Source organism: Phenylobacterium sp. (genome assembly GCF_037968635.1).
In the GTDB taxonomy this organism is placed as follows: Bacteria; Pseudomonadota; Alphaproteobacteria; order Caulobacterales; family Caulobacteraceae; genus Phenylobacterium.
This window is the reverse complement of record NZ_JBBKVV010000008.1, coordinates 1-21,309: the sequence shown is the minus strand read 5'-3', so window position 1 is coordinate 21,309 and position 21,309 is coordinate 1. Positions and strand designations below refer to the sequence as shown.

The 21,309-nt window shown below is 67.5% G+C and carries 26 protein-coding genes; 7 read left to right on the top strand and 19 right to left on the bottom strand.

The window, feature by feature from the left end; translation table 11 throughout:
* Positions 1–187: 187 nt before the first annotated feature.
* The 8 genes from AAC997_RS01040 to AAC997_RS01005 form a co-directional block, all read right to left on the bottom strand.
* Positions 188–454: an ATP synthase F1 subunit epsilon gene (locus tag AAC997_RS01040; protein WP_340643840.1), complete on the bottom strand. Its 267-nt coding sequence runs from the start codon at positions 452–454 to the stop codon at positions 188–190.
* Positions 455–459: 5 nt separating this feature from the next.
* Entirely contained in the window at positions 460–2,046 is a 1,587-nt protein-coding gene (atpD, locus tag AAC997_RS01035) for a F0F1 ATP synthase subunit beta (RefSeq protein ID WP_340643839.1), read from the bottom strand.
* 22 nt (positions 2,047–2,068) lie between these two features.
* The gene (locus AAC997_RS01030; RefSeq protein WP_340643838.1) at positions 2,069–2,938 is read right to left on the bottom strand and encodes a F0F1 ATP synthase subunit gamma; all 870 of its coding nucleotides are present in this window, start codon (positions 2,936–2,938) and stop codon (positions 2,069–2,071) included.
* Positions 2,939–2,946: 8 nt separating this feature from the next.
* Complete coding sequence (locus AAC997_RS01025) at positions 2,947–3,576, bottom strand: pseudaminic acid biosynthesis-associated methylase (RefSeq protein WP_340643837.1); 630 nt, start codon at positions 3,574–3,576, stop codon at positions 2,947–2,949.
* Positions 3,577–3,586: 10 nt separating this feature from the next.
* Positions 3,587–5,122, bottom strand: a complete 1,536-nt coding sequence (atpA, locus tag AAC997_RS01020; RefSeq protein ID WP_340643836.1) for a F0F1 ATP synthase subunit alpha — start codon at positions 5,120–5,122, stop codon at positions 3,587–3,589.
* Between the two features lie 6 nt (positions 5,123–5,128).
* Entirely contained in the window at positions 5,129–5,683 is a 555-nt protein-coding gene (locus tag AAC997_RS01015) for a F0F1 ATP synthase subunit delta (RefSeq protein WP_340643835.1), read from the bottom strand.
* Positions 5,684–5,878: 195 nt separating this feature from the next.
* Complete coding sequence (locus AAC997_RS01010; RefSeq protein ID WP_340643834.1) at positions 5,879–6,175, bottom strand: hotdog domain-containing protein; 297 nt, start codon at positions 6,173–6,175, stop codon at positions 5,879–5,881.
* A 210-nt stretch (positions 6,176–6,385) separates the two neighbouring features.
* Complete coding sequence (locus AAC997_RS01005; protein WP_340643833.1) at positions 6,386–6,727, bottom strand: hypothetical protein; 342 nt, start codon at positions 6,725–6,727, stop codon at positions 6,386–6,388.
* Between the two features lie 299 nt (positions 6,728–7,026).
* Here AAC997_RS01005 and AAC997_RS01000 point away from each other — a divergent pair, with 299 nt between their 5' ends.
* Entirely contained in the window at positions 7,027–8,973 is a 1,947-nt protein-coding gene (locus tag AAC997_RS01000) for a penicillin-binding protein 1A (RefSeq protein WP_340643832.1), read from the top strand.
* Positions 8,974–9,017: 44 nt separating this feature from the next.
* Here the strand turns inward: AAC997_RS01000 and AAC997_RS00995 are convergent, their stop codons facing one another.
* From AAC997_RS00995 to AAC997_RS00985, 3 genes are all read right to left on the bottom strand, one after another.
* Positions 9,018–9,755 carry a SprT family zinc-dependent metalloprotease gene (locus AAC997_RS00995; protein ID WP_340643831.1) on the bottom strand — a complete coding sequence of 246 codons (738 nt, stop codon included), beginning with the start codon at positions 9,753–9,755 and terminating at the stop codon, positions 9,018–9,020.
* Between the two features lie 48 nt (positions 9,756–9,803).
* Positions 9,804–11,084, bottom strand: coding sequence for a polyhydroxyalkanoate depolymerase (gene phaZ, locus AAC997_RS00990; protein ID WP_340643830.1), 1,281 nt, complete (start codon positions 11,082–11,084; stop codon positions 9,804–9,806).
* Positions 11,085–11,189: 105 nt separating this feature from the next.
* The gene (locus tag AAC997_RS00985; protein ID WP_340643829.1) at positions 11,190–11,780 is read right to left on the bottom strand and encodes an SCO family protein; all 591 of its coding nucleotides are present in this window, start codon (positions 11,778–11,780) and stop codon (positions 11,190–11,192) included.
* A 54-nt stretch (positions 11,781–11,834) separates the two neighbouring features.
* On the opposite strand from AAC997_RS00985, the gene AAC997_RS00980 reads away from it, so the two are divergent.
* Positions 11,835–13,211, top strand: coding sequence for an ActS/PrrB/RegB family redox-sensitive histidine kinase (locus AAC997_RS00980; RefSeq protein WP_340643828.1), 1,377 nt, complete (start codon positions 11,835–11,837; stop codon positions 13,209–13,211).
* 92 nt (positions 13,212–13,303) lie between these two features.
* The gene (locus tag AAC997_RS00975) at positions 13,304–13,861 is read left to right on the top strand and encodes an ActR/PrrA/RegA family redox response regulator transcription factor (RefSeq protein WP_340643827.1); all 558 of its coding nucleotides are present in this window, start codon (positions 13,304–13,306) and stop codon (positions 13,859–13,861) included.
* Between the two features lie 12 nt (positions 13,862–13,873).
* Here AAC997_RS00975 and mmcB read toward each other — a convergent pair whose 3' ends face one another.
* Positions 13,874–14,326, bottom strand: coding sequence for a DNA repair putative endonuclease MmcB (mmcB, locus tag AAC997_RS00970; RefSeq protein WP_340643826.1), 453 nt, complete (start codon positions 14,324–14,326; stop codon positions 13,874–13,876).
* A 48-nt stretch (positions 14,327–14,374) separates the two neighbouring features.
* The gene (locus tag AAC997_RS00965) at positions 14,375–14,896 is read right to left on the bottom strand and encodes a lipocalin family protein (protein ID WP_340643825.1); all 522 of its coding nucleotides are present in this window, start codon (positions 14,894–14,896) and stop codon (positions 14,375–14,377) included.
* Between the two features lie 426 nt (positions 14,897–15,322).
* On the opposite strand from AAC997_RS00965, the gene rnk reads away from it, so the two are divergent.
* Positions 15,323–15,724 (top strand): nucleoside diphosphate kinase regulator, encoded by a 402-nt coding sequence (gene rnk, locus AAC997_RS00960; protein WP_340643824.1) that lies wholly within the window; start codon positions 15,323–15,325, stop codon positions 15,722–15,724.
* Positions 15,725–15,754: 30 nt separating this feature from the next.
* Here rnk and AAC997_RS00955 read toward each other — a convergent pair whose 3' ends face one another.
* Positions 15,755–16,465, bottom strand: coding sequence for a class I SAM-dependent methyltransferase (locus AAC997_RS00955; RefSeq protein WP_340643823.1), 711 nt, complete (start codon positions 16,463–16,465; stop codon positions 15,755–15,757).
* Positions 16,466–16,542: 77 nt separating this feature from the next.
* Positions 16,543–16,755 carry a DUF4287 domain-containing protein gene (locus tag AAC997_RS00950; RefSeq protein WP_340643822.1) on the bottom strand — a complete coding sequence of 71 codons (213 nt, stop codon included), beginning with the start codon at positions 16,753–16,755 and terminating at the stop codon, positions 16,543–16,545.
* A 129-nt stretch (positions 16,756–16,884) separates the two neighbouring features.
* Here AAC997_RS00950 and AAC997_RS00945 point away from each other — a divergent pair, with 129 nt between their 5' ends.
* From AAC997_RS00945 to AAC997_RS00935, 3 genes are all read left to right on the top strand, one after another.
* Complete coding sequence (locus AAC997_RS00945; protein ID WP_340643821.1) at positions 16,885–17,193, top strand: BrnT family toxin; 309 nt, start codon at positions 16,885–16,887, stop codon at positions 17,191–17,193.
* Complete coding sequence (locus AAC997_RS00940; RefSeq protein ID WP_340643820.1) at positions 17,177–17,488, top strand: BrnA antitoxin family protein; 312 nt, start codon at positions 17,177–17,179, stop codon at positions 17,486–17,488. Before AAC997_RS00945 ends, AAC997_RS00940 begins: the two co-directional genes overlap by 17 nt.
* A gap of 222 nt (positions 17,489–17,710) precedes the next feature.
* The gene (locus AAC997_RS00935; protein ID WP_340643819.1) at positions 17,711–18,358 is read left to right on the top strand and encodes an RNA methyltransferase; all 648 of its coding nucleotides are present in this window, start codon (positions 17,711–17,713) and stop codon (positions 18,356–18,358) included.
* A gap of 46 nt (positions 18,359–18,404) precedes the next feature.
* Here AAC997_RS00935 and AAC997_RS00930 read toward each other — a convergent pair whose 3' ends face one another.
* The 4 genes from AAC997_RS00930 to AAC997_RS00915 form a co-directional block, all read right to left on the bottom strand.
* The gene (locus tag AAC997_RS00930) at positions 18,405–18,884 is read right to left on the bottom strand and encodes a VOC family protein (RefSeq protein WP_340643818.1); all 480 of its coding nucleotides are present in this window, start codon (positions 18,882–18,884) and stop codon (positions 18,405–18,407) included.
* Positions 18,885–19,010: 126 nt separating this feature from the next.
* The gene (locus AAC997_RS00925; protein ID WP_340643817.1) at positions 19,011–20,141 is read right to left on the bottom strand and encodes a ferritin-like domain-containing protein; all 1,131 of its coding nucleotides are present in this window, start codon (positions 20,139–20,141) and stop codon (positions 19,011–19,013) included.
* Positions 20,142–20,417: 276 nt separating this feature from the next.
* The gene (locus AAC997_RS00920) at positions 20,418–20,825 is read right to left on the bottom strand and encodes a metallopeptidase family protein (protein ID WP_340643816.1); all 408 of its coding nucleotides are present in this window, start codon (positions 20,823–20,825) and stop codon (positions 20,418–20,420) included.
* A partial coding sequence (locus AAC997_RS00915; RefSeq protein WP_340643815.1) for a hypothetical protein occupies positions 20,818–21,309 on the bottom strand: 492 nt, incomplete at its 5' end. The genes AAC997_RS00920 and AAC997_RS00915, both read right to left, overlap by 8 nt.

The window sequence follows — 21,309 nt, the reverse complement described above, 5'->3', positions numbered from 1 at the left end:
CCGGCATGGCCGGCGGCGGTGCGGGAGGCGCCACTTGGGCGGCGGCCGAGGTGGCCAGGCCGGCGGCGATCAGACTGATGAAGGCGGTACGCATGGACGGGTCCCCTGACTTGCGCTCTATCACACTCAATGTGGCCGTCCCTCGCAAGCCCCGTAATGCGAGAATACGGCGGCGAAGAGGCGGCGCCTAAATCGCGGCCTCGATCGCCTTCTCGGCCAGGACGGTAAGACCGTCCGGCGTCACGTCGGCGAAACCACCTTCGACGTCGAAGGCCAGGACGCGGCCGTCGTTGTAAACCTTCACGCGCCCGGTCTTCAGGGTGGTCATGAAGGGCGCATGGCCGGCGAGCACACCGAAGTCGCCTTCGGAGCCGGGCGCGTCGACCTGGTCGACCTCGCCCGAGAACAGTTCACGCTCGGGCGAGACCAGGGAAAAGTGCAGCTTGCCGGCCATAATGCTTAGGCTTCCGAGGCGAGTTGTTCGGCCTTGGCCACCGCGTCTTCGATGGAGCCGACGTTGTAGAAGGCGGCTTCCGGCAGGTGGTCGAACTCACCGTCCACCACCGCCTTGAAGGAGCGGATGGTGTCTTCCAGGCTGACGAAGATGCCCGGCATGTTGGTGAACTGCTCGGCCACGTGCAGCGGCTGGGCCAGGAACTTGGCGATCTTCCGGGCGCGGGCGACGGTCAGCTTGTCCTCTTCCGACAGCTCGTCCATGCCCAGGATGGCGATGATGTCCTTCAGCGCCTTGTAGGCCTGCAGGGTTTCCTGGACGCGGCGGGCGACGTTGTAGTGCTCTTCGCCGATCACCAGCGGGTCCATGATCCGGCTGGTGGAGTCCAGCGGGTCCACGGCCGGGAAGATGGCCTGGGCGGCGATGTCGCGCGAGAGCACGGTGGTCGCGTCCAAGTGGGCGAAGGAGGCGGCGGGCGCCGGGTCGGTCAAGTCATCGGCGGGCACGTAGATGGCCTGGACCGAGGTGATCGAACCCTTGGAGGTCGAGGTGATGCGTTCCTGCAGGTTGCCCATCTCGGTGGCCAGCGTCGGCTGATAGCCCACGGCCGAGGGGATGCGGCCCAGCAGGGCGGACACTTCGGAGCCGGCCTGGGTGAAGCGGAAGATGTTGTCGATGAAGAGCAGCACGTCCTTGCCCTCTTCGTCGCGGAAGTACTCGGCCTGGGCCAGGCCCGTCAGGGCGACGCGGGCGCGGGCGCCGGGGGGCTCGTTCATCTGGCCATAGACCAGGGTGCACTTGGAGCCTTCGCCGCCGCCGGGCTTGTTGACGTTGCTCTCGATCATCTCGTGATAGAGGTCGTTGCCTTCGCGGGTGCGCTCACCCACCCCGGCCAGCACCGAATAGCCGCCGTAGGCCTTGGCGATGTTGTTGATCAGCTCCTGCATGGTCACGGTCTTGCCCACGCCGGCGCCGCCGAACAGGCCGATCTTGCCGCCCTTGGTGTAGGGGCAGAGCAGATCGATGACCTTGATCCCCGTCACCAGGATTTCCGCCGACGTCGCCTGCTCGGCGAAGGACGGGGCCTCACGGTGGATGGGGGCGTAGAACTTGGAGTTGATCGGACCGGCTTCGTCGATGGGATCGCCGATGACGTTCATGATCCGGCCGAGCGTGGCCGGGCCGACGGGGACGGTGATCGCGCGGCCGGTGTCGGTCACCGGCTGGCCGCGGGTCAGACCCTCGGAGGTGTCCATGGCGATGGTGCGGACGGTGTTCTCACCCAGGTGCTGGGCGACTTCCAGCACCAGGCGGAAGGGCTCGCCCGTCCGTTGGTCGGTGTTGGTGGTTTCCAGAGCGCTGAGGATCGGCGGCAGGTGGCCTTCGAACTCGACGTCGACGACGGCGCCGATGATCTGGACGATGCGGCCGGTCGCCGCGCCGGCGGCGGGCGCCGTCGACTTGGGCGTCGCGGTCTTCGCGGCGGCGGCCTTGGCCGGCGCCTTGACGGCGGCGGCGGCGGCTTTCGGAGCCGCAGCCTTCGGGGCGGGAGCGGCCTTGGTGGCGGCCGGCTTCTTCGGGGTCGTAGCCATGGGTCGAACTCTTTCGGTCTAGCTAGAGCGCTTCGGCGCCGGAGATGATCTCGATCAGCTCCTTGGTGATCTGCGCTTGGCGAGTACGGTTTTTCTTCAGGTTGAGGGCGGCGATCATGTCGCCCGCATTGCGAGTGGCGTTGTCCATCGCCGCCATCTGGGCGGCGTAGAACCCGGCCTGATTTTCGAGCAGGGCCGACAGCACCTGGACCGTGAGGTTCCGGGGCAGCAGGGTCTCGAGGATGGTCTCCTCGTCGGGCTCGTATTCATAGGCCGCGCCCTTGAGGTCGATGGTGGCGGCGGCGCCTTCGACCTGGGCCGGGATCAGTTGGGTCAGGGTCGGGGTCTGAACAACCACCGACTTATAGCGGCTGAAGGCCAGGGTCACGACATCCACCTGGCCGGTTTCGAACAGCTCGGTGATCTTGTCGGCCACCGGTTGCGCCGAGGCCAGGCCGGGCACGCCGGCTTCGAAGGTCGCCACGAAGCGGTCGCCGAACACGCGGCGGAACTGGTCGCGCGCCTTCTTGCCCACCGTAATGACCTTCACGTCCTTGCCTTCGGCCAGGAGCGTGTTGATCCGGTCGCGGGCGGCGCGGATGATCGAGGAATTGAAACCGCCGGCCAGGCCGCGGTCGGAACTGGTGACCACCACCAGGTGACGGTCCTGACGGCCCGTGCCCACCAGCAGCTTGGGCGCCCCGTCCCCGGACACGCCGGCCGCCAGATTAGCGATCACCGCGGCCATGCGCTGGGCATAGGGCCGGGCGTTCTGAGCGGCGTCGGTCGCGCGGCGAAGCTTCGCCGCGGCCACCATCTGCATCGCGCGCGTGATCTTCTGCGTGGATTCCACGCTTTTGATCTGGTCGCGCATCTCCTTGAGGCTAGCCATTTCTCGCCTCAGACCTTTCTAAACAACCACCAGGTGCTGTCGTCCATCACGGTCATCCGTTTCCAGAAGAAGCCGTAATCGACCAGCACGAGGTCGGGAAACATATCCAGGTAAAGCCCGCCGAAGTCGTTCTTGAAGAGCAGACCCTCTTCCCCGCGATAGGGAATGGCCTCCGGCTTCGGCGAAAAATACTCAGAACAAAAAACATATTTGGCGGCGACCCGGTGCACTTCCCGCATCGTCGCTTCGAGCAGGCTGGGATCCACGTGGATCAGGACCCCGGCGGTGAAGGCCAGGTCCACCGCCTTGTCGGCCAGCGGGATGGCGTGGCCGAAGCCCTCGATCACCCGTTGCGCCGGCAGGACGCCGTCCTCGACAAGCCGTTCCCGGGCCGAAGCGTTGGGCTCGATGGCCCACAGCTCCATGTCCGAGACCGCCGCGATGCCCAGGAGGTTGAGGCCCAGATTGGGGCCGACCTCGATGGCGCTTCCCGGCATGTCGCCGTCCATCTTCGACAGCACCTCCGCCCACACCCGCGCGCGTCCGCGAACGACGCCGGCCGAAGCGCCGCTGCGCTCGGTGTACCGGTCACCGAACGCACCGGACCAGGCGCTCAGGGTTTTGGGCTCAGGGGCCATCAGTTCAGTCTTAGGCGAAGGTCGCGACGAAGGCGGCCAGCGCGTCTTTCAGAGCCGCTTCCGTGTCGGCCTTCAGTTCCTTGGACGTCCGGATGGTGTCCAGGATCTTCTGATGCTTGGCGTGCAGGTTGCTCAGCAGCTCGCTCTCGAACCGGCCGACCTGGTTGGTCGGGATGGTGTCGAGGTAACCACGGGTGCCGGCATAGATCACCGCGACCTGTTCTTCGACGGTCAGCGGCGCGTATTGCGGCTGCTTCAGAAGCTCGGTCAGGCGCTCACCCCGGGCCAGCTGGCGCTGGGTGGTGGCGTCCAGGTCGGAGCCGAACTTCGCGAAGGCGGCCAGCTCGCGGTACTGGGCGAGCTCGCTCTTGATCGGGCCGGCGGCGGTCTTCATGGCCTTGATCTGCGCGGACGATCCCACGCGGCTCACCGAGGCGCCGACGTTCACCGCCGGGCGGATGCCCTGGAAGAACAGATCGGTTTCCAGGAAGATCTGGCCGTCGGTGATGGAGATCACGTTGGTCGGGATATAGGCCGAGATGTCGTTGGCCTGGGTCTCGATCAGCGGCAGGGCGGTCAGCGAGCCCGATCCATTGTCTTCGTTCAGCTTCGCAGCGCGCTCCAGCAGGCGGGAGTGCAGGTAGAACACGTCGCCCGGATAGGCTTCGCGGCCCGGCGGGCGACGCAGCAGCAGGGACATCTGGCGGTAGGCGACCGCCTGCTTGGAAAGGTCGTCATAGATGATGACGGCGTGCATGCCGTTGTCGCGGAACCACTCGCCCATGGCGCAACCCGCGAACGGGGCCAGGAACTGCAGGGGGGCCGGCTCCGACGCGGTGGCGGCGACCACGATGGTGTAGTCGAGCGCGCCGCGCTCCTCGAGGGTCTTGACGATCTGGGCGACGGTCGAACGCTTCTGACCGATGGCGACGTAGATGCAGTAGAGCTTGGCGCTCTCGTCATCGCCGGCGTTGATCGACTTCTGGTTCAGGATGGCGTCGATGGCCACGGCGGTCTTGCCGGTCTGGCGGTCGCCGATGATCAGTTCGCGCTGGCCGCGACCGACGGGGATCAGGCTGTCGATAGCCTTCAGGCCGGTCTGCACGGGCTCGTGCACCGACTTGCGCGGGATGATGCCCGGCGCCTTCACGTCCACCCGGCGGCGCTCGGCCACGTTGGTGATCGGCCCCTTGCCGTCGATGGGCTCGCCCAGCGGGTTGACGACCCGGCCCAGCAGGCCACGGCCCACCGGCACGTCCACGATTTCCGAGAGACGACGGACTTCGTCGCCTTCCGAGATGGCGCGGTCGTCGCCGAAGATGACGACCCCGACGTTGTCGCGTTCGAGGTTCAGGGCCATGCCCTTCACCCCGGCTTTCGGGAACTCGACCATTTCGCCGGCCTGGACATTGTCCAGACCGAAGACGCGGGCGATGCCGTCACCGACGGACAACACCTGGCCGACGTCGGAAACGTCAGCCTCTTCGCCGAAATTGGCGATCTGCGACTTGAGGATGGCCGAAATTTCGGCGGCGCGGATATCCATGACTTCTTACGCTCTCTTCAGGGCGAACTTGAGGGAATCGAGCTTCGAACGAAGTGAAGCATCGAACAGTCGCGAGCCGACCCGCACCTTGATGCCGCCCAGGATGGACGGATCGACACGGGTCTCGATTTCAGGGTCCTTGCCCAGAGCGGTGCGCAGCGAGGCCGCGACGCCCTTGGCTTGGGCCGCGGTCAAGGCGACCGCGGTGGTGACGGTGGCCGCGACGACGCCGCGGCTCTTGGCCGAGAGGGCCTCGAAAGCCGTGATCGCCGCGGGCAGCGCCGCGAGGCGGCCGTTGGCGGCCATCAGGCCGAGGAACTTCTTGGTCGTGTTGTTGAACTTGCCCTTGGTCGCCAGGGCCGCGATCGCGCGGCTCTTCTCATCGGCGCTGAAGGCCGGGGAGGCCAGCAGGGTGCGGAAGTCCTTTGAGTCGGCGCGCATGGTTTTGAGCGCCTTCAGGTCGGCCTCGACGGCCGCCAGGTTCTTGTCTTCGGTCGCGAGATCGAAGAGGGCCTGAGCATATCTGCCGCCCACATTCGAAGTCCTGGAATCGTCCGCCACTTATTTGTCCGCCCGTGCGTGTCGAAAGCCGCGAATAAGGTGTCCCTCACCGCGTCCTAAAGGCTTGAAAGCGCTTGGAAAAGCACATTGGCCGTCGGAGCCTGAGGAACCCCCTGGCCCGAAGCCGCGCGCCTGATAGCACGCGACTTTACGGGCCGCAACCAAACCGGACCCTATAGAGCCGTGAGAGGCCATTTAAGCCGCCACCGGTGTGGGCGCCTGGCGGCGGAACACCGCCGAGCCGCTCGCCACGAGATCCCCGTTCGCGGTGGTCAGGCGCGCGTGGGCGAAGACCAGGGTCCGGGTGGCCCGGTCGATCCAGGCCTCCGCCACGACGGGAGCGCCGGCGGCGACGGAGTGTCCATAGTCCAAGGTAAGAGAGACGGGCTCGGCGCCCGCGCCCGCGGCGCCGGCCAGCAAGGGTTCCAGCAGGCAGGCCGCAGCGGCGGGGCCGCCCGGGAAGTCGGCGTCTTGGCGAAGCGTGTCGGTCATGTGGGGGCTCTCTTAAGCGGACCCGCGCAAAAGAAAAAGGGCGCCGGAGATATCCGGCGCCCCCAAGTTCAGGCTCGACATGGATTTGGAGCGGCTGGGAGGCTGCGCCGCGAGCCGTCTCGGTGGGGACAGACGGGAGAGCCGCCCATCCCAGCCAATAGGATAGAGAGCGTGATCGCCTTCAGAGGACTTGGTCTGAAGGACCCCTGCTTAGCGGCCGGCCAGCTGGGTCGCCGAGGCGGCCGAGGCGTTGCAGGCCTCGAGCTTTTCAGCGGCCAGGGTCTTGCCGCCGATGCCGAAGGAGGCGATCGCGCCGACATTCTTCGCCACCACCTTGCAGGTCGCCGCGGCGTAGGTCTGCGAGGACGGCGCCGAGGCGACGCAGGCGTCGCCTTCGCAGAGGAAGACAGCGCCGCCGGCGATGAACTTGGTCTTTTCGGCGACCGGCGTCGCCAGCTTGGCGGTGACCACGTCGGCGGCCGCGAAGGCGCCGCCGGCGAAGGAGAGGGTGACGGCCGCCGCGAAGGCGGCAGAAAGGGTTTGGAGCTTCATGAGAGCCCTCCAGCGTTTCGGGGAGAAAACAGATCCCCGAGGGAACCTGGCCGTCTGGACCGTGGGTCGCCTCGGGTATCCCCACCCTTGGCGCGCTCCGAACTAAGCAACGCTAAGATAACACTGTTAAGATCGGCCGCAATCGCTTTTTTAGCAACACCGGTATGCGTATTTGCACAGGCCCGCCGGAGGCGGCCTGAAACCGCCCCATTCACACCCCGTCAATCTTGTCGCGTGTTTGGTGCGGCTGAGCTATCTGTCGCCCCGAGCGGGACGACTCTTTCAGGACCACACACCCTATGGCCAATGCGCAGTCGCCCCGTCGGGCCCCTCGCACACCCGCCCAAGCCGTTCTCTACTGGAGCGCGGTGATCGGGGTCTGGGGCCTGATCTTCCTGGTGGCCTTCTTCGCGGTGTTCGCGGTCGACCTGCCCGACACCTCCAAGCTCTATGACGTCAAGCGCCAGCCCTCGATCTCCTACCTGGACCGTTCAGGCGCCCTGGTGGCCGTGCGCGGCAGCCAGTACGCGCCGCCCGTCGACCTGGACAAGCTGCCGCCCTACGTCCCCAAGGCCTTCATCGCCATCGAGGACCGGTGGTTCTACTGGCACGTCGGCTTCAATCCCTGGGGCATCATCCGCTCCACAGTCTATAACGCCACCCACCACGGCGGCCCCCTGCGCGGCGGCTCCACCATCACCCAGCAGCTGGCGCGCAACCTCTTCCTGACCGCCAACCAGACCTACCGCCGCAAGGCCCAGGAGCTGATCCTGGCCGTCTGGCTGGAGGCCAAGTTCTCCAAGAAGGAGATCCTCTCCCTCTATCTGAACCGGGTCTATTTCGGCGCCGGGGCCTATGGCATCGAGGCCGCCGCCCAGCGTTACTTCAACAAGCCCGCTTCCCAGCTCACGATCGGCGAGAGCGCCCTGCTGGCCGGAATGATGAAGGGGCCCTCGCGCTATTCGCCGGTCTCGGCCAGCGACCGCGCCGCCCGCCGGGCCACGATCGTGCTCGACGAGATGGTCCGCACCCGCGCGATCACCCCCGACCAGCGGGCCCAAGCCTTCAAGACCCCCGTGCGCGTCAACCCGGTGCTGGCCAACCAACGCGCCCAGTACTTCACCGACTGGGTGGACGATCAGGTCCGCTCCCTGGTGGGCGAACCCACTGAGGACCTGGTGGTGGAAACCACCCTCGACCTCCCCATCCAGACCGCCGCCGAGCAATCCCTGCGGCGCGGGGTCGAGAGCTCCAAGGCCCAGGGCGTCGGCCAGGGCGCGCTGGTCGCCATCGACGGCGAGGGCCGCATCCGCGCCTATGTCGGCGGCGCGTCCTACGCCGACAGCCAGTTCGACCGGGCCACCATGGCCCGGCGCCAGGCCGGCTCGTCCTTCAAGCCCTTCGTCTATCTCGCCGCCATGGAACAGGGCCGCACCCCAGCCACCCCGGTGGTGGACGAACCCGTCAAGATCGGGACCTGGGAGCCCCGGAACTATACCGGCCGCTATCTGGGGCCCATCAGCCTCCAGACGGCCCTGGCCCAGTCCATCAACACCGTCGCCGCGCGCCTGGCCAACGAGGTCGGCACCGGCAACGTGGCGGCGTCCGCGCGCCGTCTTGGGATCACCTCCCACATCCAGCTCGACCCTTCGATGGCGCTGGGCGCCGTCGAGGTCAGCCCCATGGAGATGGCCCAGGCCTACGCCCCCTTCTCCAACGGCGGCTTCCTGGCCAAGGGTTACGGCATCGAGCGGATCCGCACCGCCAGCGGCAAGGTTCTCTACGACCACGGGGTGGACAAGACCGCGCGCCAGGCGGTGGTCGGCTCGCCGGCCCTGCAGTACATGAACCAGATGATGCGCCAGGTGATTATCAATGGCACCGGGACCAAGGCGCGGGTCTCGGGCTTCGATATCGCGGGCAAGACAGGCACCACCAGCGACTACCGCGACGCCTGGTTCGTCGGCTACACGGGCGGCTTCGTCACCGCCGTCTGGGTCGGACGCGACGACAACACCCCCATGAAGAAGGTCACTGGCGGCGGAACCCCCGCCGTCGTCTGGCGCGACTTCATGACCGCGGCCCTGCCCCGCCTGAAGACCCAGGCCATCCCGGGCGGCGTCATGGTCCCGCCCTCGATCGCCGCCCCGGCCAGCGATCCCATCGGCGACCTGTTGTCGGGCAATGGTCCGCCCCGGACCGAGACCCCCGCCGAGCGGGCCCCCGCGGAAGAAATTCCTTACTAGGTCGGAGTGTCCTTCCTCCCTTGCGGGAGAAGATCAGCGCTTCCCTAGGCCCCGAAGGCGTGCAGTCGCGCGCCCTCGGCCCGCAGCCAGGCGCGATGCGGGCGCTCGTCCCCCACCAGGGCCTTCACGTGGGCCCAAAAGCGCGGGCCGTGATTGAGCTCCAGCAGGTGGGCGCACTCGTGGGCCACCACGTAGTCGGCCACCTCGAAGGGGGCCAGGGCCAGCCGCCAGCTGTAGCGGATCGAGGCCGGCTTCCCGATCATGCCTGGCCGGCACGAGCCCCAGCGGCCCCGCGCATCCATCACGCTCACCGCCGGCATCTTGGCGCCGAGCCGCCCGCAGTAGTGGGCGGTGCGGTCGGCGAAGACGGCCAAGGCCTGGGTCTTCAACATGCGGGTCACCGCGCGCGCATAGGCCTCCCCCTCACCCCGGGCGGCGATGCGGGCCGGGTCGTCCTGCGTGGCCGGGAAGTAGCGCACCGGATGGGCGGCGCTCTCCAATCGGCAGGGCTGGCCAAACAGGCTGATGGTGACGCCGGGCGCGATCGACTGGCTCTGGGGCAGCTCCGCCAGCCGGTCGGCGATCCAGGCCGCCCGCTCGGTGGCGAAGGCCGCGGCTTCCGACAAGCGGCGCACCGACGGCGCGGTGGCCACAACTTCCCGCTTGGTACGGTCCAGCCGTAGAGAGACACGCCGGGCGCGGGTGTGGACTTTCAGGCGGACGACGGCCCCGGCCACGTCGAGCCGGTCGCCGTCGGCCAGGGGGCGGCCGAACAGGGACATGATCCCTATCTAGGCTGCTTTTCCCGAAGCGGGAGCCCCGTCTTGGCCCTAGGCCGCGTTGGCCGCGTCGCGGGCCTTTTCGAAGCCGGCCTGCTGCTTGCGGATGAAGGCGCGGACCCGGGGATAGATCTCCTCGCGGAACCGGCGGCCGTTGAAGACCCCGTAGTGGCCGACGTGCGGCTGGACGTAGTCTTCCTTGAATTCCTCCGGCAGGCCCGAGCACAGGGTGTGCGCCGCCTGGGTCTGGCCGATGCCGGAGATGTCGTCGTTCTCGCCCTCGACGGTCAGCAGGCCGATGTCCTTGATCAGGGCCGGCTGCACGGCGCGGCCGCGATGCATCAGCTCGCCCTTGGGCAGCAGGTAGGACTGGAACACATAGTCCACCGTCTGAAGGTAGAACTCCTCGGGCAGGTCCAGCACCGACAGGTACTCGTCGTAGAACTCCAGATGCTTCTCGGCGGCGTCACCGTCGCCCTTCATCAGGTCTTCCAGGTACTGCTTGTGAGCGTCCTGGTGCTTCTCGGCGTTCATCGACATGAAGCTGTAGAGCTGCACGAAGCCCGGATAGACGCGGCGGCCCAGGCCCGGATAGGGGGCCGGCACGGTGTCGATCATGTTGGACTTGAACCAGGCGAAGGGCTTTTCCTCCGCCAGCTTGTTGGTGACCGTCGGCGACAACCGCGCATCGATGGGCGAGCCCATGAAGGTCATGGTGCCCGGACGGCAGTCCTCGTTGTCCTCGGCCATCAGGGCTGCGGCCGCCAGGACGGCGGGTCCCGGCTGGCAGACGGCGACCACGTGCGGGCGCGGGCCCAGCAGGCGCAGCATCTCGCGGATATGGTCGAGATAGTCGTGGAAATCGAAGCGGCCGGCGTGCAGCGGCACGTCGCGGGCGTTGGACCAGTCGGTGACGAACACCTCGTGGTCCTGCAGGAAGGCCTCCACCGTGCCCCGCAGCAGGGTGGCGTAGTGGCCGGAAAGCGGCGCGACGATCAGCACGGCGGGCTCCAGCTCGCGGCGGCCGGCCTTGCGCATGTCGGCCATGTTGCGGCTGAAGTGGGTGAGTTTCACCCACGGGCTGGACCAGACTTCAGTCTGGGTGACCCGGACGCTCTTGCCGTCGATCTCGACGGAATTGACGTTCCAGGCGGGGCGGCCATAGCGCCGGGTGAGGTTGGCGAACAGGTCCGCGCCGGCGAACAGCCGCCGGCCGAGGTCCGAATCCTTGGCCGGATTGAGCGGCGACGACCAGAAATCCCGGGCGGCTCGGGCGGCGAACCGCAGAGGCGAGGCGGCGTAGTAGCCGGCTTCATACATCGTATAGAGCATACGCGTTGGTCCCGTTGTGCAATGCAGCATGCACGCTGAGGCTTAAGAGAGTCTACCCCTCTTGGGTTCCAACCTTGCGGCGTGGGGACGCGGCGCGGCGCTCGCCTAACCCTCGCGCATCGCCGCTGAAACCTGCGTCACCACCTCATCGGGGCCGATGCCGAAGGGGATCACCCGGCTGAAGCGGCCCTTGGGGTTCATCAGATAGGCCGGGGTCGGGTGGTCCATCAGGTAGTCGGGCCCGGTTCCGGCCTTGCGATAGAAGGTCCGGTAGGACTTGGCCGCCGCGGCCACCTGCTCGGGCGTGCCGGTCAGGCCGATGGTCCCCTTGGGGAAGGCGTCATTGGACAGATAGGTGGCCAGTTGAGCCGGGGTGTCGCGCTCGGGATCGACGCTGATGAACAGGAACTGCACGTCGCGGGCCTTGGGACCCAGCCGCTCCTGGGCCTGGGCCATCTCCACCATGGTCGTGGGGCAGACGTCGGGGCAGTAGGTGTAGCCGAAGAACACCACGCTCCATTTGCCCTTCAGCACGCTCTCGTCCACCGGCTTGCCGGTCTGGTCCGTCAACTGGAAGGGTCCGCCCACCAGGGCGGTCTGCGGCGCCTTGAACGCCCCGGTCCTCCAGGCCACCGCCCCCAGCATCCCCAGGCTGAGCACGGCGCAGACGATCACGATCAGGTTGCGGCGGGTCATGGGTGAACCTTTTGTCTCGTCACGACGTGCGACTTGCATGATGCTCTGGCCGCAATGGCGTCCGTCAAGAACACGACGCCGTCGGGGCCTGGCCTCGATAGGCAAAGCCCGGCCCCGGCGCAAGGCGAGCTGGCCTGGGATATGCGCGGCGGGGGCCCCGGTCGGTTGCGGATGCGCAACCTCGTCACCCTGCGCTGGACCCTGATCCTCGGTGAGGTCGCCGTCCTGCTGATCGGCGGGTTGTTCCTGGGCTTCAAGGCGCCCTACGCCATCTGTTTCGGCCTGATCGGCGCGGCGGCCTGGATCAACCTGCTCACCGGGGTCGCCTCCCCGGGCCAGAGGATGATCGCCGACTGGGAGGCCACCGCCCAGCTCGGCTTCGACGTCGCCCAGATCAGCGTCCTGCTGTTCCTCACCGGCGGAACCGCCAACCCCTTCATCCTGATGCTGCTCGCCCCGGTGACCCTGGCCGCCGCCACCCTGCCCCTGACGCCCCTGTTGATCCTGGCCGGCGCGGCGGTGGGCGCCTCGGTGGCGCTCGCCTTCTTCCACATGCCCCTGCCCACCGCCTACGGCGTCACCCTCGACTTCCCGATGAGCTTCATGCTCGGCGCGGCGGCGGCCAATGTGGCCGGTATCGGGGTGATCGCCGGCAGCGTGCGCCAGGCGGCGCAGGAATCCAACCGCATGGCCCTGGCGCTGGACGTCACCCAGACCGTGCTGTCGCGCGAGCAGCGCCTCTCGGCCCTGGGGGCGCTGGCCGCCGCCGCCGCCCACGAGCTGGGCACGCCGCTGGCCACCATCGCCATCGTCGCCAAGGAGATGGCCCGCGAGGCGCCCACCGCCCAGGTCAAGGAGGACGCCGACCTGCTGATCGCCCAGGCCGCCCGCTGCCGCGAGATCCTGCGCCGCCTGACCGACGCCCCGGCCGAGGCCTCCGACGAGGTCCACGAGCGCATGAGCCTGCTGCAACTGGTCCATGAGGTGATCGAGCCCCACGCTGGGGTGAAGGGCGTCCGGGTCGAGGCCATCGTCACCGGCGCCGCCGGCGTCCAGTCCCCCGACATCTGGCGCATGCCCGAGGTGCTGCACGCCCTGACCTCCTTCGTGGAGAACGCCGTCGACTTCGCAACGTCCGAGGTGCTGATCACCGCCCGCTTCGACGCCTCGAGCGTCTCCATGGAGGTCCGTGACGACGGGCCGGGCTTCGCCCCCGAGATTCTGGCCAAGCTGGGGGAGCCCTATGTCACCACCCGTCCGGGGGCGGAGGGCTCGCGCACCGGCCATATCGGCATGGGGCTGGGCTTCTTCATCGCCAAGACCCTGCTGGAACGAACCGGCGCGGCCGTGACGTTCCAGAATGGCCGGCCGCGCGGCGCGGTGGTTTCCGCCCGCTGGCTGCGGGCCAGGATCGAGGCGCCTCTGGCCTGAACAAGGTTCGGTTTGAGCTTGCACGTCCTGTCGAACGCGACATGATGCCGCAGAGGGCGATGCTGACGAACACAACTATCCGGGGTTGCGTAATGACTGATCTCTCCGCCGACATCGCCGCCCTGCCCGACAAGAGCTTGCTTGTGCTCGACGACGATGCGCCGCTGCGAACGCGGCTCGGCCGGGCCCTGGAACAGCGGGGCTTCGAGCCGGTGCTGGTGGGCAGCGTCGCCGAGGCCCTGGCCGCGGTCCGCACCTTCGCCCCGGCCTACGCCGTGCTCGACATGCGGCTGGAGGACGGCACCGGCCTGAAGGTGGTTGAGGCCGTCCGCGACGCCCGCCCCGACGCCAAGGTCATCATGCTCACCGGCTACGGCAATATCGCCACCGCCGTGGCCGCGGTGAAGTCGGGCGCCATCGACTATCTGTCGAAACCCGCCGACGCCGACGACGTGGCCCGCGCCCTGCTGGCCCGCAAGGACGAGAACCCGCCCCCGCCGGAAAACCCCATGAGCGCCGACCGCGTTCGCTGGGAGCATATCCAGCGGGTCTACGAGCTCTGCGGCCACAACGTCTCGGAGACGGCGCGTAGGCTCAACATGCACCGCCGCACGCTACAGCGCATCCTGGCCAAACGCGCGCCGCGCTAGAGCGCGCAAGGTCTAGGCCTCCAGCAGCGTCCCCGCGCCGCCCGCCGCCCGTAACGCCGCCAGCCGGCCGAACGCGATGGTCAGGGCCTTGCGGCGGGCGGGCGCCAGGGGAACGCTGGGCGCCTCGCGCAGCACCGCGCCGCCGAAACCGTCGCAGACCACCAGGCCCGGCTCATCGGGCAGGATCTCGCGGGGAAACTCCGGGGCCACGGCGAAGGCGAAGGCGTCGCAATAGGGCATGTACTCATGCCACTTGCGGTCCACCCGGAAGTCCTCCAGCCCCGACTTCACCTCGACGATCAGGATGTGGCCCTTGCGCGACAGGGCCATCAGGTCGGCGCGCCGACCATTGGGCAGGGTCACCTCGGCCAGCGGCGCATAGCCCAGGTCGATCAGCAGCCGCGCGGCCCCACGGGTGACGGCGGTGGTGATCTCGGGCCGGGTGACAGTGACGATGACGTCCATGACCAATTCTTGTTCCGGCTTCGTTCCGGACGCAAGGGCCTGTGGCGTCTAGTTCCGGGCGGGCTGCGGGAATTCCAGGCGGCTGACGTCATAGCCCAGCTGTTTCACCCGGGCCACGGCCTGGGCCTTGGCGCCGGGGCTCAGCGTCGGGCGCTGGGACATCAGCCACATATAGTTGCCGTTCGGCGTGCCCAGGATCAGCCAGTCGGACTTGTGATCCAGCACCCAGTACTCCTGGCTCAGCATGCCGCCGAAGAAGCTCATCTTGATGCGGGCGTTGGTCTTGGGGTCGATGACCTTGGCCTTGGCCTTCCACTCGGTGGCCGGGTTGCTCAGCGCGCCCTTGTGACAGGCCTGGACCACCGAATAGCCCTCGCCGCTGCGCACCCAGTCGGAGGTGCCGCCCTGGCAATCCTTCTGGGTCTTGTTGGGCAGGCGGGCGACCTCGTACCAGCGGCCGGCCATCTTGGTCAGCTCGATGCGCTGGGCCGGCGGCGCGGGGGCGGCCATGGCGGGAGCAGCCCAGATCAGGGCCGCGGCGGCGAGCAATGGGGTGGCCAAGGAACGCATGGTCATCATCGCTAACCGCTACCCGTCGATTGTGAAAACTGAAACGCCCCCGACGCGAGCCGAAGGCGTTGATGTTCAACAGCACGAATTAGACCATTGCACGGCAGCTAAACCATACAGAACGCTAGGTTTCGCGGCTAAACGTCCCGCCCGGCGGCCGGGCGCCGTCAATCCGGCGTCCCGTTATCGTACAGACCCCCGCGCCACGGCGGCGTGGTTTGACATGGCCGGCCGCCGATGCCTGAATGGCCCCATGTTCGCACGACCGGCCTTTCGGCGTTTTCGCCACCACGGCGGCAGCCTGCTCGCAGGCTCCTAGCCCCGGATTCCAGCGGCTCGCACGCGAGTCCGGGGCTTTCTGAGAAACCTGACCTCCCCGCCGCATTCGACGGCCGCGCCGTCGCGCGCGCCGTCCGGAGACCCGCCATGCCCGCCAAGACCGCCACCCGTCCGTCCATCCTGGTCAGCGAGACCGACGCCGACCGCCTCTTCCTGCTGATCGAACAGCGGCAAGGCCCCGCCGACTGCAGCGGCCTGCGGGCCGAACTGGAGCGCGCCCAGGTCCGCCCCGACCATCTGGTGCCCGCCAGCGTGGTGGGCATGAACTCCACCGTGGACTTCCTCGACGAGGCCCACGGCGCGACCCGCACCGTGCAGCTGGTCTATCCGGGGCAGGCCGACATCGCCGCGGGCAGGGTCTCGGTGCTCAGCCCGGTGGGGGCCGGCCTCATCGGGCTAAAGGCGGGACAGTCCATCCAGTGGCCCGACCGCGACGGCCGGCTGCGGGCCCTGCGGGTGCTGAAGGTCAGCCGGGGCCAGGTCGTGTGAGCGCCGCCGCCCTCCCACGCCGGGGCGGGATCACCCCTTCGTGGCCAGCACGTCGAAGCGGTAGTGGGCGGTGAAGCGTCCGGGGTCGACCCGGAATTCCACGCCGTAGCCGTGGTCGGCCAGCACCCCGCCCAGGTGGTCGCGGCTCCACCAGGTCCCCAGGGCCTCCTCGCCCGCCGCCCGGCGCCGCTCGTACTCCGCCCACCGCGCCGGCGTGTCGTAGAAGGCCCTGATCAGGGCGACGTCGGGAATGTCGGTGAAGAACAGCGCCATCCCGCGCCCCGCGCAGGCGTCGATATTGACCAGCAGGTCGCGCAGCATCGCCTCGTCGAAATACTGCAGCCCCTGGTTCATCACCACCTTGTTGAGGCCAGGCGCCGGGAAGTCGTCGGGCCCGATCTCCTGGGCGCCGCGCTGGAGATAGCTGATGTTGGGCGCGCCATAGTCGGCCAGCGCCACCGCGATCAGGTCGCGGGAATAGTCGACCCCCACCACGGCGGCGCACCGCCGCGCCAGCCGCACGCTCACCAGGCCGTTGCCACAGCACAGGTCGGCCAGCACGTCGTCTGCCCGCAGATCCAGCGCCGCCTCGATGGCGGCGACCAGCCGGTCCATCTGGGCGGGGTCGATGGGCTTGCCCCCCACGGTGCGGCCCACCTGCGCCAGGGCGCCCTGCGGCAAAGGCGCGCCGCCATCCCAATGGCCGCGCCAGTCCCGGTCGCTCGGCAGGGTGTCAGGCATGGGGTCAACTCAGCGGTTCGCCGCCAGGGTAGCTGCGGCGGAATCCCGGCGCTAGGTCTGCCGGCGCGCGGCGACGGCTAGTCGCCCTGTTCCGCCAGGGTGTGCGCCACGACGGCGTTGGCATGCCCATGCCCCATCCCATGCTCGCTCTTCAGCATGGCGACGAGCGCCATATGTTTGGCGGGCAGGCCCGCGCGCACCAGAGCCTTCCACTCGGCGATCGGGCGGCCGTAGGTCTTCTCGATGGACGGGAAATAGGACGCCGGTCCCTTGATCTTCTCGTCGGCCATGGGGTGGTTCTCCTGTTGCTCCCCGAAGGACGAACCGAGAGCGGGGCGGCCGACAAGGACGGCCCCTCGGCTTTTTGAGTTCAGGGCGGCCCGCTTGTGTAGTTACAAATCTATAATTATATAAGGGCCATGACCAGCGTCCGATTTGAATGGGACGAGGCTAAAAACCTCTCAAATCAGCGCAAGTATGACGGTGTGAGCTTCGAGGACGCCCGGCAGGTATTTCAGGATCCGCTGCACATCTCTGTGCAGGACCGCATCGAGGGTGGCGAACAACGGTGGCAAACCGTTGGGGCGGTCCAGGGCGTCTTGATCCTACTGGTGGCGCACACGGTCACAGAGCAAGACGCCGACGGCGGATCGGTCGAGATCATCCGTATCATTTCAGCGCGACGGGCCACGCCGCGAGAGAGGCGACGCTATGAAAACGAAGCTTGATAAGGCGGAAACCCCGCCGGCTCTGACCGACGCGCAGCGCGAGCACCGGGCCGAGTTGGCGGCGCTGCCTGACGAGTCGATCGACACCCGCGACATCCCCGAGCTGTCCGACGAGGCATGGGCCGCCGGCGTCCGTGGGCGCTTCTACCGGCCCGTAAAGCAGCAGATCACCGCCCGCGTCGACGCCGACGTGCTGGATTGGCTCAAGTCGCAGGGAAGGGGGTATCAAGGCCGCCTGAACGCCATTCTGCGGCGGGAAATGCTAGCCTCGCTTAAGCAGGCGCCGCGGGCGTAAACAAGGGCGCAATGCTGGCGGCCAGCAAGGCGAGAGGTGTCGTCTACAAGCCGCAGTTCCCAACTTCAGAGACGGGGTTAGCGGCGTTGGAATTCCTCCCTACCGCCTCAAAGCCTCCCGGCCACCACTTCACCTGCCAAGTCTTGCGCGGCAATCAGTCTGTCATGGCCCGTATGGCAGCTCGTCGGCTAGGAGTCCTTGCTCAGAGAGAGTCGAGGTCACATGGAAGAGACAACCGCACCGAAGAAGTCAGCTCGCATCCGCGCTGACGAGATCAAGGCCTTTCGCTGCAAGAACCTGATCGCTGTCCTCGAGAACCCGAGCGACTTGAGAAACATCGGGACTGTGATCCGGAACGTGAACGCCCTCGGCGTCGAGAAAATCTATGTGGTCGATCCGCGCCGGTCCCTTGCCGATGATTGGCAGGAGTTGCGCACAGGGAAAAAGCTTTCTGGCACATCTGCCTCCGCGGTGAAGTGGACGTTTGTGAAACGCTTCGACAGCACGGACGAATGCTTCGACTATCTCGAAAAAAAGCACTTCAAATCGATCGTCACCTCACCGCACGTGAAGGGCAAGGCGAGCATTTTCCTGGACGAAGGCGACTACACCACCCACGCCAAGCTCGCGGTCTGGTTCGGCAGCGAAGCGGTGGGGATCAGTGATCGAGCCGTCGAGCGGGCGGAAATGTGCGTCTCAATTCCAATGTTCGGCATGATCGAGAGCCTCAACCTTGGAACAAGCTCAGGCATTGTCCTCTATGAGGTCGCCAAGCAGAGGCGCGCCTATCAGGCGAAATATAGATTGCGCGACCAGCGGGGCGCCCGGGCCACGCCACTGCCGACTGTGATCGCCCCGAAGGTCTCGTAAACGTCCGCAATGGGTGGCTTTTCACGCCTTGGAGACAGGAAGCCCCCTACCCCCGCCGCGCCGCCTCGATTCTCGCCACGTCGATCTTCTGCATGGTCATCATCGCCTCGAACACCCGCTTGGCCACCGCCGGGTCGGGGTCGGACATGGCGTCGGTCAGTTGGCGCGGGGTGATCTGCCAGGAGAAGCCCCAGCGGTCCTTGCACCAGCCGCACTGGCTCTCCTCGCCGCCGTTTGCGACGATGGCGTCCCAGTATTTGTCGGTCTCGGCCTGGCCGTCGGACTCCACCACGAAGGAGACCGCCTCGTTGGCCTTGAAGAGCGGGCCGCCGTTCAGCCCCAGGAACGGCCGTCCCAACACGGTGAATTCCACGGTCAGTTCGGCCCCGGCCTGGCCGTCGGGAAAGTCGGCGGGCGCCGTGTCGGTCTTGCCGACGAAGCTGTCGGGAAACAGGCCGGCATAGAAGTCGGCGGCCTTGCGGGCCTCGCCGTGGTCGAACCACAGGCAGGTGGTGAGCTTGGCCATCGTCGTTCTCCTTCGGGTTGTCTCTGACCCAAGGACGAAGATTGCGCCGGGTTTCCGACAGCGCGGAAACGAAAAACGCCCGCCGGGGGGACCGGCGGGCGCTTCGTACTCAGCCTCGGAGAAACCCTACTCCGCGGCGATGGAGATCGGCTGGCTGATGCGGTCCTTGAAGTTGATCTCCTGCAGGTAGGCGATGCCTTCCTCGGCGATGTCGTCGCCGACCATGCGGTCGCCCTCGGCCTTCAGCTCCTCCAGGTCCACATAGACGGCGTAGAAGGCCCGCGTCCGCTCGGTGATGATGCCGGCGTTCAGCAGGGTCTTCACCAGCACGCGGAAGATGTTGGACTGCTCCTTCATGTTCTCGCGGCGGGTCTCGTCGTTCATGTTGGCGGCCATCTCGGCGATGACCCGGTCGGGATCGAGGCCGAACTCCTCATAGAGGTCGCGCTGCTGGGTGGGGGCCACCAGGTTGAACAGCAGGGTCTGGAAGCAGTGGGCCGCCCAGGTCTCGATGATCTCGTGCTCGGCCTCGGTCAGCTTGGGAATGGTGCGGTCGGCCCAGATCTTCCCGAACTTGTGGTGGAAGGCCTCGTCGGTCATCACCAGCTGCATCAGCTTCTTGCCGAGCGGGTCGCGGATATTGTTGAAGAAGGTGGCGAAGGCGCCCATGGCCAGGCCCTCCACCAGCATCTGCATGCCGATGATCTTCTTGTAGACCTCGGGGCTGCCGATGATGTCGATCAGCAGGGCCTTCAGGGTGGGGCCGGCTTCCACCGGGCGGCCCCAGCGGGCCTTGATGTACTTGGCGAAGGCCGTCACGTGGCGGGCCTCTTCGCGGGTCTGGTTGGCGGCGTATTCCTGCGCCCCCTGGTCCAGCAGCACGTGGCACAGGCTGGCCGACAGGTTCAGCGCCCCCTGCTCGCCGTGCAGGATCGAGGAGAAGGACCGCAGCGCCGACTGGTTGGCGAACCGCACGCGGGTCTTCCAGTCGCTGAGGTGGTTGGAGACGTAGTCGGTGGACAGCGAGATGATCATGTCCTCCGGCAGGAGCATCTCGTTTTCCATGTCGAAGGGCTCGTCGAAGTCGATGTACTTCTTGTCGAGCGGATCCCAGAAATGGTCGTGGGTGGCCGAGATGATCTTGTCGAAGGCCGTCGAGCGGGCGCCGTAACGGTCCAGGTCCAGCATGGCCTCGAAGTCGTCCGGGGCCACGGCCTCGTAGATGATGTCCTTGGTGATGTTGCCGTCGGCCGCCATGGATTTGCTCCTGCGGGGCGCGCGTTGACGCCCGGTTTCCTCATTGGCACCACGATCACCCGCATTTCGCGCGGAGTCAATAAAGATGACGCAGGCGTCATTTTCAAGATGACCCCTTCTCCCCTTGCGGGAGAAGGTGGCCGGTCAGCGACCGGTCGGATGAGGGGTCGCACTCCCCTCTCCGCGCATCTCGCAAGGCCCGAACCCGAGAGGCCTATCGACCCCTCATCCGACCCTGCTCCGCAGGGCCACCTTCTCCCGCAAGGGGAGAAGGAATTAATCCGCCTCGATCGCGTCGATGTCGTCGTCGGACAGGCCGAAGTGGTGGCCGATCTCGTGGACCAGCACGTGGCTGACCAGTTCGGCCAGCGTCACGTCGCCGCGGTCGACCCACTCGTCCAGGATCGGGCGGCGGTAGAGGAAGATCATCGAGGGCTGGGGCGAGGGGTCGAACAGCGAGCGGCGGCCGATGTCGACGCCCTGGTAGAGCCCGGTCAGTTCGAAGGCGTCCTCGATGCCCAACTCATCGAGCACATCCTTGGCGGCGAAGTCATCGACCCGGAAGATCACGTCCCCGGTCATCTTGCGGAAATCGGCCGGCAGGGCCGCGAAGGCGGCCTCCGCCAGGGCCGCCAGGTCGTCGAGGGAGGGGGCCAGGCCGCTGGCGTCGGGGGGGCTACTCATCGGGCATGATGATATGCGGCGCCTCGGGGGGGCGTGTCTCGAACAGACCGATATCCAGCGGCTGCTGGGGCCGCACCGCCCGCATTGGCTGGCGGGCGAGCGCGCTCAGGGCCTGATAGTCCAGGGGTTCGCGGGCCTTGCGCCGGGCGTCGCGGGCCTGGGGTCCCTCCGCGGCCTTCGCCGCCGAGGCCAGCCGCCAGTAGCTGACCTGCAGCCGCCAGACGGTGCGCGGCGCCGGCTTCGGCTCGGGCCAGCGGCGGCCGTCCTTCAGCACCGGTTGCACCGGCGGCGGGGGCCGTCCGTCGATGGCCTCGGCCAGCCGGCAGTAGCGGTCCTCGGGCGCCAGGGCCACGGCCTTGCCCGGCCGCTCGTCCTCGACCCGGCCGGCATGGGCGTCCAGCGCGGCGGCGCGGTTGGCATAGGGCGGCCCCACCGGCTCGGTGACGAACACCACGGCCTGGCCCGCCGCGCCCACGGCCTCGCG